Below are 12,340 nucleotides of genomic sequence, written 5' to 3' on the forward strand. Positions count from 1 at the left end.
ACCTTTGATAAGGAGTTTACGTCCGTGGAATCCGTTTGCCCAGATCGTGTTGGGGAGTATCAGCCTGTAGATGCAGTAGGGGTACTGTCAGAGATGACAGGTCTTTAGCCCGATTTGGAATGAATAACTGTTGGTTATATTGATTTAATTGAAGCGCTATTAAAAAACCGCCTGGAATAGGCGGTTTTTTTAGTGGCTGGCTTGGCAGCGCATTAAAAGTGTTTGCGCGCAACCGGCCGGAGCAGATGAGTCGGCGGGGTTTCACAGTTGATTTTTTTTCCCAGCAACGCCTCGATCGACGGCAACTGATAAGAATCATCCTCCCCAGCGAAACTGATCGAAACCCCTGCAGCCCCGGCACGACCGGTACGGCCGATACGGTGCACGTAGTCGTCCGGCACTTCCGGCAGGGTGAAATTGATCACGTGGCTGATGCCATCGATGTGAATGCCGCGACCGGCCACGTCAGTGGCAACCAGCACGCGGATCTTGCCTTCGCGGAAACCTTCGAGGGTCTTGATGCGCTTGTGCTGGGGCACGTCGCCCGAAAGCTGGGCCGCGTTGACGCCATCGCGCACCAGGCGTTCTTCGATGCGTCGCACTTCGTCCTTGCGGTTGGCGAACACCATCACCCGTTCCCAACCGTTGTCGTTGACCAGGTTGTAGAGCAGCTTGTATTTGTCGGCACCGGCCACTGCGTAGATATGTTGCTCGACGTTTTCGCTGGCGACGTTCTCGGCTTCGATCTCGACGATGGCGGGGTCGGTGGTCCACTGCTTGGCCAGGTTCATCACGTCTTCGGTGAAAGTGGCGGAGAACAGCAGGGTCTGGCGTTCGCTTTTCGGTGGGGTCTGGCGAATGATCTGGCGCACTTGTGGGATGAAACCCATGTCGAGCATGCGGTCGGCCTCGTCCAGCACCATCACTTCGACCATGTCCAGGTGCACGTCGCCGCGCTGGTTGAAGTCCAGCAGGCGGCCCGGGGTGGCCACCAGGATGTCGCAGTGGCGGGCTTCGAGGTGCTTGAGTTGCTTGTCGAAATCCATGCCGCCGACGAACGTCATCACGTTCAGGCCGGTGTACTTGGTCAGGTCGGCGGCGTCCTTGGCGATCTGCACCACCAGCTCGCGGGTCGGCGCGATGATCAGTGCCCGCGGTTCGCCCATGTAGCGTTCCTTGGGCGGCGGGGTCTGGAGCAATTGGGTGATGATGGAGATCAGGAACGCGGCGGTCTTGCCGGTGCCGGTCTGGGCGCGACCGATGGCGTCTTTGCCGGCGAGGGTGTAACCGAGCACTTGCGCCTGGATCGGCGTGCAATAGGGGAAACCCAGGTCCTGGATGGCATGCATCAATTCAGGGGCGAGCTTGAAGTCGTGGAAGCGGGTCTTGCCTTCCTGGGGTTCTACGGCGAAGTCCTCGAGTTTCCAGGCGACGACCGGTGGTTTCGGTGCGCGTTCGTGGCGCGGCCTGGGGGCTTCGTTGCGAGGTTTCTCGGGCTTGGGGGCCGTGACAGGCTGGACGACGGGTTCTTTTGTTACCTGTGCAACAGGTGCCGCCCGGCGCGGTTGTTGCGCATCGGTATGGCTCGGGCCGTGGGTCGGCGCTGTGGGGCCAGGCGCGAGTTGCTCGGCCTCGCTTTTACCGAACATCTTCTTGAGTGCTTTGAGCACGGTCATCTCATCGATTGGTTAAGGAATGTACGCCGGCCAGTGTAATGCAAGAAACGGGCGCGGCGTAGTGGGATCGTCAAAGGACCGGCGTGGCGATTGGCCGCTTAGCGCAACCGCTCGGCCAGCCAGGTGCCGATGTCGCGAATCTCCTCGGGTAACACTTCGTGGCCCATTGGGTATTCCTGCCATGTCACGGTGACACCATGCTGCTTTAAATACTCTTTAGCAGTCCGCCCCATGGGGTTGAGTACCACTTCGTCGTATTGACCATGCAGCGCCAGGACCGGAATGCGCTGCTGGCTGGCCGATAATTGCAGTTCTTCGCTGAAGGTCGGTGCATAAGTAGACAGTGCGACCACGCCGCCCAGCGGGCCCTGCCATTTCGCGAAAGCGGTGTGATAGACCACCGCGCCACCTTGGGAAAAACCGGCGAGGAAAATCCGCGAGGCGTCTATTCCGCTGGCTCGCTGGGTTTCGATCAGGTCAATGACCCGTTGCGCCGAGGCTTCGAGTTGCTGTTCGTCGATGGCCCGGGCCGGGCTCAAGGCACGAATGTCGTACCAACTGGGCATGGCATAGCCGCCGTTGATCGTTACTGGTTGGGTCGGGGCCTGGGGTAGAACGAAACGTGTGGTGAGCAGGCTTTGCTGCAACATTTCGGCGACCGGCAGGAAATCAAAACGATCGGCGCCCAGGCCGTGGAGCCAGATAACGCACGCGTCAACAGTGCCGCTGGGCTCGAGAATCAAGGGGTCGGTCATGGTTGTGCTCCAAATCTGTGCGGGTGCGCTCAATCAGTGCGTGATTACAGTGCGCTTCCGGTGTCTCAGTTAATTAGATGTCGCAAAGTTGAAAGTTTTTGTCTTGACGTGTTTTACATGGCCTAAGCGCAGCGGTCTGGTACGGGCTTTGCTATGGGGTAGCTGAGTGATGATTCTTACGCTGCGCGGTAACACTATCAGTTAGACGCGCCGCATGGGATATCAGAAATCCGGTGATGAATGTTCGCCAATAGCCGCTACGGGGCTTCGCGAACGTGAAGGGCTACAGCCCGTTCGGCCGATTGGTGAGAGATGGGCATGACCACTGTTTACGGACATCCTCATTAGTAGACCCATAGCGAAAGTCCAGACGTCGGTTGACCCTAAAAAAAGCCAACAAGGGTCGGCAATGCCCCAAAAGGGTGCGACAGGGCTCGAGCTCCGACACAACAAGAGCAAAACTGGAGGTTTGAATGAAGTTACTGAAATCCACCCTGGCAGTCGTGACTGCAGCAGCAGTCCTCGGCGTCAGCGGGTTCGCTCAGGCGGGTGCAACCCTGGATGCCGTGCAGAAGAAAGGTTTTGTGCAATGTGGTGTAAGTGACGGCTTGCCGGGTTTCTCGGTACCTGATTCCACCGGCAAGATCGTTGGTATCGACGCTGACTTCTGCCGTGCCGTGGCCGCTGCGGTGTTTGGCGACGCGACCAAGGTCAAGTTCAGCCAGTTGAACGCCAAGGAGCGCTTCACCGCGCTGCAATCCGGCGAAATCGACATGCTGTCGCGCAACTCCACCATGACCAGCTCCCGTGATGCGGGCATGGGCCTGAAGTTTCCTGGCTTCATTACCTACTATGACGGCATCGGTTTCCTGGCCAACAGCAAACTGGGCGTCAAGAGCGCCAAGGAACTGGACGGTGCGACCATCTGCATCCAGGCCGGTACCACCACCGAGCTGAACGTGTCCGACTACTTCCGCGCCAACGGCCTGAAGTACACCCCGATCACTTTCGACACCTCCGATGAAAGCGCCAAGTCGCTGGAATCCGGCCGTTGCGACGTGCTGACCTCCGACAAGTCCCAACTGTTCGCCCAGCGCAGCAAGCTGGCGTCGCCGAAGGACTACGTGGTCCTGCCGGAAACCATCTCCAAGGAGCCACTGGGCCCGGTCGTGCGTAATGGCGACGACGAGTGGCTGGCCGTTGTGCGTTGGACTGGCTACGCCATGCTCAATGCTGAAGAAGCCGGCATCACTTCGAAAAACGTCGAAGCTGAAGCCAAGTCCACCAAGAACCCGGACGTCGCTCGTATGCTGGGCGCTGACGGTGAATACGGCAAAGACCTGAAGCTGCCGAAGGACTGGGTCGTGCAGATCGTCAAGCAAGTCGGCAACTACGGTGAAATGTTCGAGCGCAACCTCGGCAAGGACACCCCGCTGCAGATCGATCGCGGCCTGAACGCTCTGTGGAACGCAGGCGGCATCCAATACGCACCACCAGTGCGCTGATGGTTCTATCACCCGGTGGGCCAACCACCGGGTGATGTTCTGTTCCATTCTTTGCGGGGCACTTCATGCAAAATTCAATCGGCGCACCTAAGCAGAGGCTCAGCCTCAGCGATCCACGAGTGCGTGCGTGGGTATTTCAGATCGTCACCATCGTGGCGGTTATTTCGCTGGGCTGGTTTCTGTTCGATAACACGCAGACCAACCTGGAACACCGGGGCATCACGTCCGGTTTCGGCTTTCTGGAACGCAGTGCCGGGTTCGGCATCGCCCAACACCTGATCGACTACACCGAAGCGGACAGCTATGCCCGCGTCTTTGTCATCGGTTTGCTCAACACCCTCCTGGTGACCTTCATTGGCGTGATTCTGGCGACCATCCTGGGGTTCATCATCGGCGTCGCACGCTTGTCGAAGAACTGGATCATCTCCAAGCTGGCGACCGTCTATGTGGAGGTTTTCCGTAACATTCCACCGCTGTTGCAAATCCTGTTCTGGTACTTCGCCGTATTCCTGACGATGCCGGGACCACGGGCTGCCCACAATTTCGGTGACACCTTCTTCGTCAGCAGCCGCGGCCTCAACATGCCAGCGGCGCTGATGGCGGATGGGTTCTGGCCGTTCGTGGCCAGTGTCGTGCTGGCGATCGTCGCTATCGTGCTGATGACCCGCTGGGCCAACAAGCGTTTCGAAGCGACCGGCGAGCCGTTCCATAAATTCTGGGTGGGCCTGGCGCTGTTCCTGGTGATCCCGGCACTGTGCGCCGTGATCTTCGGTGCGCCTGTGCATTGGGAAATGCCGGAACTCAAGGGCTTCAACTTCGTCGGTGGCTGGGTACTGATCCCTGAACTGCTGGCCTTGACCCTGGCCTTGACCGTGTACACCGCGGCGTTCATCGCCGAGATCGTGCGCTCGGGCATCAAGTCCGTGAGCCATGGCCAGACCGAGGCGGCCCACTCACTGGGCCTGCGCAACGGTCCGACCCTGCGCAAGGTGATCATCCCGCAAGCCTTGCGCGTGATCATCCCGCCGTTGACCAGCCAATACCTGAACCTGGCGAAAAACTCTTCCCTGGCTGCCGGTATCGGTTACCCGGAAATGGTTTCGCTGTTTGCTGGCACGGTGTTGAACCAGACCGGTCAGGCCATCGAGGTGATCGCGATCACCATGAGTGTGTACCTGGCGATCAGTATCAGCATTTCCTTGCTGATGAACTGGTACAACAAGCGCATTGCGCTGATCGAGCGGTGAGGAAAAGCGCATGACATCCCATACTTTCAAACCTGATATGCCGCCACCGAGCAAAGTGTTCGGGCCGGTGGCATGGATGCGCGCGAACATGTTCTCCAGCTGGCTCAACACGCTGCTGACATTGTTCGCGTTCTACCTGATCTACCTGATAGTTCCACCGATCCTCGGTTGGGCTATCCTCGATGCCAACTGGGTGGGCACCACCCAGGCCGACTGCACCAAGGAGGGCGCCTGCTGGGTGTTCATCCAACAGCGTTTCGGCCAGTTCATGTACGGCTATTACCCGACGGGCCTGCGCTGGCGCGTAGACCTGACCGTGTGGGCGGCAGTGCTGGGTGTGGCGCCGCTGTTCATCTCGCGCTTCCCGCGCAAGGCGATCTACGGCCTCGGCTTCCTGGTGCTGTACCCGATCATTGCCTGGTGCCTGCTGCACGGTGGCGTTTTCGGTCTGGATACCGTGGCGACCAGCCAGTGGGGCGGCCTGATGCTGACGTTGGTGATCGCCACCGTCGGTATCGTCGGTGCTCTGCCGCTGGGCATCGTCCTGGCCCTGGGCCGGCGCTCGAACATGCCGGCGATCCGCGTGGTCTGCGTGACGTTCATCGAGTTCTGGCGCGGTGTGCCGTTGATCACGGTGCTGTTCATGTCGTCGGTGATGCTGCCGCTGTTCCTGCCCGAAGGCATGAACTTCGACAAGCTGCTGCGGGCATTGATCGGGGTGATCCTGTTCCAGTCGGCCTATGTGGCCGAAGTGGTGCGCGGCGGCCTGCAAGCCATTCCGAAGGGGCAGTACGAAGCGGCCGCGGCGATGGGCCTGGGTTACTGGCGCAGCATGGGCCTGGTGATCCTTCCACAGGCACTGAAGATGGTGATCCCGGGGATCGTCAACACCTTCATTGCACTGTTCAAGGACACGAGCCTGGTGATCATCATCGGCCTGTTCGACCTGCTCAACAGCGTGAAACAAGCTGCCGCCGACCCGAAATGGCTGGGCATGGCCACTGAAGGCTATGTGTTTGCCGCCTTGGTGTTCTGGATTTTCTGTTTTGGTATGTCCCGCTATTCCATGCATTTGGAACGCAAGCTGGACACTGGCCACAAGCGTTAGGAGTTGACTCATGAGTGAAGCGATCAAACAGCCTGTGAGCCCTGAAGGCATTATTCAGATGCAGGGCGTGAACAAGTGGTACGGCCAGTTCCACGTGTTGAAAGACATCAACCTGAACGTCAAGCAGGGCGAGCGTATCGTGCTGTGCGGCCCGTCGGGTTCCGGCAAGTCCACGACTATCCGCTGCCTCAACCGCCTGGAAGAGCACCAGCAGGGTCGCATCGTGGTCGATGGCGTGGAACTGACCAACGACCTCAAGCAGATCGAAGCGATCCGCCGTGAAGTCGGCATGGTGTTCCAGCATTTCAACCTGTTCCCGCACCTGACCATCCTGCAGAACTGCACCCTGGCGCCGATGTGGGTGCGCAAGATGCCCAAGCGCAAGGCCGAGGAAATCGCCATGCATTACCTGGAGCGCGTACGCATTCCAGAGCAGGCGCACAAGTATCCGGGCCAGCTCTCGGGCGGTCAGCAACAGCGTGTGGCCATTGCCCGTGCCCTGTGCATGAAGCCGAAAATCATGCTGTTCGACGAACCGACCTCGGCACTCGACCCAGAGATGGTGAAAGAGGTGCTGGACACCATGATCGGCTTGGCCGAAGACGGCATGACCATGCTCTGCGTGACCCACGAGATGGGCTTCGCCCGCACCGTGGCCAACCGCGTGATCTTCATGGACAAGGGTGAAATCGTCGAACAGGCCGCGCCGAACGACTTCTTCGACAACCCGCAGAACGATCGCACCAAGCTGTTCCTGAGCCAGATCCTGCATTGATCGGCGTTAGGCAGTGAAATAAACCCGGACTTGTCCGCAATGCTGTTCACGTAAGAAAAACGGTGAACCCGTGGCGAGGGAGCTTGCTCCCGCTTGAGTGCGAAGCGCTCACAAAGAGGGGGCCGCTACGCAGCCCAGCGGGAGCAAGCTCCCTCGCCACGGATTTTTCTACCGCCCGATGTGAATAGCGTTGGACTTGTCCGTTTTTTTTGCTGTTTTGGCTGCTCAGTGAGTCGTGAGGGTTTCGTGCTCTTTGTGCGCTGTAGTCTTGAATCCTCTCAAATCCGCACCTTCAGCCAGGGTTCGTGCATCTACGAGCAAATGCGGGTAGCGATCAAGCAGGCGCATCAGTAGCATCAACGCTTTTGGTGGCAATACCTCGCCGCGCTCATAGCGGGAAAACGCGTTGTGCCCGCCACCTGACAACAGCGCTACCGCTTCTTTTTGAGAGAGATTCAGTTTGCGCCGGACACGTTTGATCTCTTCGCCAATCATTCGCCTGGCCGCATTGACCAGCTCATCACCGGCGTGGTCATAGCGATCCGAGCAGCTTGAATCGAGCTCGACTTCGCCGCACATCTGACATTCCCAGCCAGACAAGTCATCGACCCGGCGTTCCAGTCCCTTGACGCTGATGGTTTCGCCGCGACCTTCGAAATGCAACATGCCCTCCGGGGCACCACAGCTGAAGCATTGCTGGTGTTTCATGAGTTTTTCTCCTTGAAGGAAATTACCGGTGGGCCTCCGCTGGGGCGGTACGTCACTTTCAGGTAAATCTGCAGACCGTGTGAATTGGCGTGGTAGACGTCATGCCAGACTCGATGATCGTCATAGGTGGTCATCGATTTATAGAACTGTTTGCGCTCAAGCCCATGGATGACCTGCTGCATATCCGAGACGTTTAAACCGAGTGTCCGAGCAGTGTTCTTCGCAGTGCTGGTGAAAGCTTTCCCTTTAAGTCGCCTGACATCCGCCTGTATCGCCACCAAGGCGTAATGGGGTGTGTTCTTTTCCATGGAACGGTGCGTCCTGTTCGTAAAATTACCCTCAAAGGGTAATTTTGACTAATCGAAAATCTCGTTTCATTTGCCTCCGATTGACCCTAGGCAGTTGCCGTCCTACACGAAGCTGACTAACATGTCAGAAAATTCATCCCATGATTGGATGAAAGGGCGGACTCTATGTCAGATATTTCTCCATTAACGAAACGCTCCCTGGTCGATCAGGCCCTGGAGCAATTGCGTCGACGAATCAGCGAGGGCGTGTGGGCTGTCGGCCAGCGCTTGCCCACCGAGCCAGAGTTGGTGGCGGAGCTGGGTATCAGCCGCAACACGGTGCGCGAAGCCATGCGCGTGCTGGCGTTTTCCGGTTTGATCGAGATCCGCCAGGGCGATGGCAGCTACGTGCGGGCGATGGTCGATCCGCTGGATACCCTCAAGGTGTTGTCGCGCTGTTCGCTGGAACAGGCCCGGGAAACCCGGCACATCCTGGAAGTAGAGGCCATTGGCCTGGCGGCGCTGCGGCGTACTGATGAGGATTTGCTTGCCTTGCGCCAGGCGCTGAAAACCAGCGGCGAGCATTACCACGGCGACCTGGAGCACTACATTAAGTGCGACCTGGTGTTCCATCGCCTGCTGGTGGACGCCGCGCATAACCCGGCCCTCAGCGAGCTGTATCGCTATTTCTCCAACGTGATCGGCGCGCAATTGCGCCAGAGCCTCAACATCATTCCCCGTCATCAACATGTGTTCGATTTGCATATCGAGATTCTCGAAGCCGTCGAACGCCAGGATCCGGAGCGGGCCAAGGCCCTTTGCCGGCAGTTGATCAATGAACCCTGAACCAGAGCTTTCCATGTCCCGCGATCCGCTTGACCGCACCCCTTTGACGCCGAAAAAACGCGCCGCCGAACTCGAAGAACTGTTGATCGACGCCGAAGCCGACGATGAGCAGGCCCAGCAGAGCCACCCGTTGGTACGACGTCCCTGGTTGTTGCTGCTTGGGTTGATTCTGGTGGCGCTGAACTTGCGTCCGGCGCTGTCGAGCATGGCGCCGTTGCTCAGCGAGGTTTCCAAGAGCCTTGGCCTGTCGGCTGCGCAAGCAGGTTTGCTGACGACCCTGCCCGTGCTTTGCCTGGGATTGTTCGCACCGCTGGCGCCTGTGCTGGCGCGACGCTTTGGTGCTGAGCGCGTCGTGCTGGGCATTTTGCTGACCCTGGCCTGCGGCATCGTCTTGCGCAGTTCGTTCGGCCAGTTCGGCTTGTTCGCCGGCAGCATCCTGGCGGGCGCCAGCATCGGCGTCATCGGGGTGCTGCTGCCCGGCATCGTCAAGCGCGACTTCGCCAAGCAGGCCGGCACCATGACCGGTGTCTACACCATGGCGCTGTGCCTGGGCGCGGCGATGGCGGCCGGGGCGACGGTGCCGTTGAGCGAGCACCTTGGCCACGACTGGGCCTTGGGCCTGGGGTTCTGGGCGGTCCCAGCGCTGCTGGCTGCGGTGTTCTGGTTGCCGCAAGTGGGCGAAAAACACGGTGCCCATCAGGCGGCGTACCGGGTTCGCGGTTTGCTGCGCGATCCCCTGGCCTGGCAAGTGACCTTGTACATGGGGCTGCAGTCCTCCCTGGCCTACATCGTCTTTGGTTGGCTGCCCTCGATCCTGATTGGGCGTGGCCTGACCCCGACCCAGGCCGGGCTCGTGCTGTCCGGTTCGGTCATCGTGCAGCTGATCAGTTCGCTGGCGGCGCCTTGGCTGGCCACGCGCGGCAAGGACCAGCGCCTGGCCATCGTGGTCGTCATGGTCATGACCCTGGGCGGGTTGTTCGGTTGCCTTTACGCACCCATCGATGGCTTGTGGGGCTGGGCGATCCTGCTGGGCCTGGGGCAGGGCGCGACGTTCAGCCTGGCGCTCACGCTGATCGTGTTGCGTTCGCGGGACGCCCATGTGGCCGCCAACCTGTCCGGCATGGCCCAAGGCTTTGGTTATACGCTGGCGTCGCTGGGGCCCTTCGCGGTGGGCGTGGTCCACGACTTGACCGGCGGCTGGAATGCACTGGGCTGGATCTTCGGCCTGATTGGCCTGGGGGCGATCATTGCGGGCATCGGCGCGGGCCGGGCATTGTATGTCGGCGTCAGCAGCGAAAGGGTCTGACCTTCGTTGATATCATTTTCATGGCGAATGACGATGGTCTTCCCCACGGCGGCAGATTATCGTGCTGGCCTACTGAAACGTTTTTCGGAGCCTGTCCATGAGTGATGCCCACAACGCCTTGATCACCCGTTTTTACCAGGCCTTCCAGCGCCTGGACGCCGACGCCATGAGCGCCTGCTACACCGATGATGTGGTGTTCAGCGATCCAGCGTTCGGCGAACTGCGCGGGCGTGATGCCGGTGACATGTGGCGCATGTTGACGACCCGGGCCAAGGACTTCTCCCTGACCTTCGATAACGTGTGCAGCGACGAACGTACCGGCGGTGCGCACTGGGTGGCGACGTACCTGTTCAGCCAGACCGGCAACATCGTGATCAACGACATCCAGGCGCGCTTCGTGTTTCGCGATGGCAAGATCTGCGAACACCATGACAGCTTCGATCTGTGGCGCTGGTCCCGCCAGGCGCTGGGCACCAAGGGCCTGTTGCTGGGCTGGACGCCGCTGGTGCGCAACGCCATCAGGGCCCAAGCGCTCAAGGGGCTGCGGGCGTTCCAGGCCAGTCGCTGATAAGATCGCGGTTTGTCCTGGCTCACCTGTTGAACATTTTGTGACGACCGTCGACTTATCCTCCGATCTGCCTGCACAAGGCGCCGCCGAACCGGACAAACCCTGGTTCGTCTACCTGGTGCGGGCCGCCAACGGCTCGCTGTACTGCGGCATCAGTGATGACCCGGTGCGGCGCTTCGCCAAGCATCAAAGCGGCAAGGGCGCGCGCTTCTTCCTGTCCAGCCCGGCAGTGGCCCTGGTGTACACGGAGGCCTGCCGCGACAAGGGCGAGGCCTTGCGTCAGGAGCGGCTGATCAAAAAGCTCAGGAAAAGCGCCAAGGAATGCCTGGTGGCCAGTGCGCTGCCCCTTCATCAGCCTGGCTGATAGGCCTTTATCAGGCCGGTAGGCTGGCCCGATCAGGCGCGCTAAGCTGCAAGACTTCATTCCTGCAGTGGCGAATCTCATGTCAGAGTTGATTCTTCATCATTACCCGACGTCTCCTTTCGCGGAAAAAGCCCGGTTGTTGCTGGGTTTCAAGGGCTTGTCCTGGCGTTCGGTGAGCATCCCGCCAATGATGCCCAAGCCTGACCTGACGGCGCTGACGGGTGGCTATCGCAAGACGCCGGTGTTGCAGATCGGTGCGGATATCTATTGCGATACGTCGCTGATTGCTCGTCGACTGGAGCAGGAGAAAGCCTCGCCGGCGCTGTTCCCTGAAGGCCGCGAGATGATCGCGGCGTCCTTCGCGGCATGGGCCGATTCGGTGGTGTTCCAGCATGCCGTGAGTCTGGTGTTCCAGCCGGAGTCGGTGGCGGTGCGGTTCGCCAAGCTATCGCCTGAAGCCATCAAGGCATTCATCAGCGACCGCGCCGGGTTGTTCAGTGGTGGCACGACCACGCGCTTGCCCGCCGACCAGGCCAAGCACCAGTGGCCGACGATCATGGCGCGCCTCGAACAACAATTGCAGCGCGAAGAGGGCGATTTCCTGCTGGGCGATCCGTCGATTGCCGACTTCGCCATGGCTCATCCGCTGTGGTTCCTCAAGGGCACGCCCGTCACTTCGCCGTTGGTGGACGAATACCCGGCGGTATCGGCGTGGCTCGCGCGGGTGCTGGGTTTCGGCCATGGCGCGTCGAGCCAGATGAGTTCCGAAGAAGCCTTGGAGGTTGCCCGCAATGCGACGCCGGCCGCGCTGCCGGATGAGTCGTTTGAAGAGCCGAACGGGTTCGCGGTTGGGCAGCAGGTGACCATCGCCGCGACGGACTATGGTGTCGATCCCGTGGCCGGGGAGTTGGTGTTTGCGGGCAGTGAGGCGTTGATCGTACGCCGGGAAGATGAGCGTGGCGGGGTGGTGCATGTGCACTTTCCGCGGTTTGGGTTTCGCGTCGAGGCTCGATGAACAACGAATGATCTTGTGGGAGCGAGCTTGGTGGGAGCAAGGCTTGCTCGCGATGAAGGCACCGCGGTCTCTTGAGTACCGCAGCGTCTGGATCGCGAGCAAGCTTTGCTCCCACAAAGCTCGCGATGAGGCTCTCAAATCTATATCGCGACAGCACCCTATCGAACTCGCACTCTGCCG

The 12,340-nt window shown here is 59.9% G+C and carries 13 protein-coding genes; 9 read left to right on the forward strand and 4 right to left on the reverse strand.

Annotation, left to right across the window (positions count from 1 at the left end; genetic code table 11):
* Window positions 1-212 precede the first annotated feature (212 nt).
* Both rhlB and J3P88_RS06245 read right to left on the reverse strand, forming a co-directional pair.
* Window positions 213-1,676 carry an ATP-dependent RNA helicase RhlB gene (gene rhlB, locus J3P88_RS06240; RefSeq protein ID WP_434574441.1) on the reverse strand — a complete coding sequence of 488 codons (1,464 nt, stop codon included), beginning with the start codon at window positions 1,674-1,676 and terminating at the stop codon, window positions 213-215.
* A gap of 98 nt (window positions 1,677-1,774) precedes the next feature.
* Window positions 1,775-2,431, reverse strand: a complete 657-nt coding sequence (locus tag J3P88_RS06245) for an alpha/beta hydrolase (protein ID WP_434574442.1) — start codon at window positions 2,429-2,431, stop codon at window positions 1,775-1,777.
* A 473-nt stretch (window positions 2,432-2,904) separates the two neighbouring features.
* On the opposite strand from J3P88_RS06245, the gene J3P88_RS06250 reads away from it, so the two are divergent.
* The 4 genes from J3P88_RS06250 (at window position 2,905) to J3P88_RS06265 (ending at window position 7,066) form a co-directional block, all read left to right on the forward strand.
* A complete protein-coding gene (locus J3P88_RS06250; protein WP_186705158.1) occupies window positions 2,905-3,936 on the forward strand; it encodes an amino acid ABC transporter substrate-binding protein in 1,032 nt (343 codons plus the stop codon).
* A 65-nt stretch (window positions 3,937-4,001) separates the two neighbouring features.
* Window positions 4,002-5,183: an amino acid ABC transporter permease gene (locus J3P88_RS06255; protein ID WP_434574443.1), complete on the forward strand. Its 1,182-nt coding sequence runs from the start codon at window positions 4,002-4,004 to the stop codon at window positions 5,181-5,183.
* 10 nt (window positions 5,184-5,193) lie between these two features.
* Window positions 5,194-6,291 carry an amino acid ABC transporter permease gene (locus J3P88_RS06260; RefSeq protein WP_434574444.1) on the forward strand — a complete coding sequence of 366 codons (1,098 nt, stop codon included), beginning with the start codon at window positions 5,194-5,196 and terminating at the stop codon, window positions 6,289-6,291.
* 10 nt (window positions 6,292-6,301) lie between these two features.
* Window positions 6,302-7,066 (forward strand): amino acid ABC transporter ATP-binding protein, encoded by a 765-nt coding sequence (locus J3P88_RS06265; RefSeq protein ID WP_003178331.1) that lies wholly within the window; start codon window positions 6,302-6,304, stop codon window positions 7,064-7,066.
* 225 nt (window positions 7,067-7,291) lie between these two features.
* Here the strand turns inward: J3P88_RS06265 and J3P88_RS06270 are convergent, their stop codons facing one another.
* Both J3P88_RS06270 and J3P88_RS06275 read right to left on the reverse strand, forming a co-directional pair.
* Window positions 7,292-7,774: a type II toxin-antitoxin system MqsA family antitoxin gene (locus J3P88_RS06270; RefSeq protein ID WP_186705161.1), complete on the reverse strand. Its 483-nt coding sequence runs from the start codon at window positions 7,772-7,774 to the stop codon at window positions 7,292-7,294.
* The gene (locus J3P88_RS06275; protein ID WP_134925673.1) at window positions 7,771-8,082 is read right to left on the reverse strand and encodes a type II toxin-antitoxin system MqsR family toxin; all 312 of its coding nucleotides are present in this window, start codon (window positions 8,080-8,082) and stop codon (window positions 7,771-7,773) included. Before J3P88_RS06275 ends, J3P88_RS06270 begins: the two co-directional genes overlap by 4 nt.
* 165 nt (window positions 8,083-8,247) lie before the next feature.
* Here J3P88_RS06275 and J3P88_RS06280 point away from each other — a divergent pair, with 165 nt between their 5' ends.
* From J3P88_RS06280 to J3P88_RS06300, 5 genes are all read left to right on the forward strand, one after another.
* A complete protein-coding gene (locus J3P88_RS06280; protein ID WP_434574445.1) occupies window positions 8,248-8,907 on the forward strand; it encodes a FadR/GntR family transcriptional regulator in 660 nt (219 codons plus the stop codon).
* Window positions 8,897-10,213 carry a CynX/NimT family MFS transporter gene (locus J3P88_RS06285; protein ID WP_434574446.1) on the forward strand — a complete coding sequence of 439 codons (1,317 nt, stop codon included), beginning with the start codon at window positions 8,897-8,899 and terminating at the stop codon, window positions 10,211-10,213. Before J3P88_RS06280 ends, J3P88_RS06285 begins: the two co-directional genes overlap by 11 nt.
* A gap of 97 nt (window positions 10,214-10,310) precedes the next feature.
* On the forward strand, window positions 10,311-10,781 hold the full coding sequence (locus J3P88_RS06290; RefSeq protein ID WP_434574447.1) for a nuclear transport factor 2 family protein: 471 nt from the start codon (window positions 10,311-10,313) through the stop codon (window positions 10,779-10,781).
* A gap of 40 nt (window positions 10,782-10,821) precedes the next feature.
* Complete coding sequence (locus J3P88_RS06295) at window positions 10,822-11,145, forward strand: GIY-YIG nuclease family protein (protein WP_186705165.1); 324 nt, start codon at window positions 10,822-10,824, stop codon at window positions 11,143-11,145.
* 79 nt (window positions 11,146-11,224) lie between these two features.
* The gene (locus J3P88_RS06300) at window positions 11,225-12,160 is read left to right on the forward strand and encodes a glutathione S-transferase family protein (protein ID WP_186705166.1); all 936 of its coding nucleotides are present in this window, start codon (window positions 11,225-11,227) and stop codon (window positions 12,158-12,160) included.
* Window positions 12,161-12,340 lie beyond the last annotated feature (180 nt).

This window comes from Pseudomonas sp. Z3-6, from assembly GCF_051131985.1.
Classification (GTDB): Bacteria; Pseudomonadota; Gammaproteobacteria; order Pseudomonadales; family Pseudomonadaceae; genus Aquipseudomonas; species Aquipseudomonas zanjanensis.

Excerpts from the sequence above, each read along its gene's own strand:
- rhlB (WP_434574441.1), bottom strand. The coding sequence starts at position 1,676 with ATGACCGTGCTCAAAGCACTCAAGAAGATGTTCGGTAAAAGCGAGGCC.
- J3P88_RS06245 (WP_434574442.1), bottom strand. The coding sequence starts at position 2,431 with ATGACCGACCCCTTGATTCTCGAGCCCAGCGGCACTGTTGACGCGTGC.
- J3P88_RS06250 (WP_186705158.1), top strand. The coding sequence starts at position 2,905 with ATGAAGTTACTGAAATCCACCCTGGCAGTCGTGACTGCAGCAGCAGTC.
- J3P88_RS06255 (WP_434574443.1), top strand. The coding sequence starts at position 4,002 with ATGCAAAATTCAATCGGCGCACCTAAGCAGAGGCTCAGCCTCAGCGAT.
- J3P88_RS06260 (WP_434574444.1), top strand. The coding sequence starts at position 5,194 with ATGACATCCCATACTTTCAAACCTGATATGCCGCCACCGAGCAAAGTG.
- J3P88_RS06265 (WP_003178331.1), top strand. The coding sequence starts at position 6,302 with ATGAGTGAAGCGATCAAACAGCCTGTGAGCCCTGAAGGCATTATTCAG.
- J3P88_RS06270 (WP_186705161.1), bottom strand. The coding sequence starts at position 7,774 with ATGAAACACCAGCAATGCTTCAGCTGTGGTGCCCCGGAGGGCATGTTG.
- J3P88_RS06275 (WP_134925673.1), bottom strand. The coding sequence starts at position 8,082 with ATGGAAAAGAACACACCCCATTACGCCTTGGTGGCGATACAGGCGGAT.
- J3P88_RS06280 (WP_434574445.1), top strand. The coding sequence starts at position 8,248 with ATGTCAGATATTTCTCCATTAACGAAACGCTCCCTGGTCGATCAGGCC.
- J3P88_RS06285 (WP_434574446.1), top strand. The coding sequence starts at position 8,897 with ATGAACCCTGAACCAGAGCTTTCCATGTCCCGCGATCCGCTTGACCGC.
- J3P88_RS06290 (WP_434574447.1), top strand. The coding sequence starts at position 10,311 with ATGAGTGATGCCCACAACGCCTTGATCACCCGTTTTTACCAGGCCTTC.
- J3P88_RS06300 (WP_186705166.1), top strand. The coding sequence starts at position 11,225 with ATGTCAGAGTTGATTCTTCATCATTACCCGACGTCTCCTTTCGCGGAA.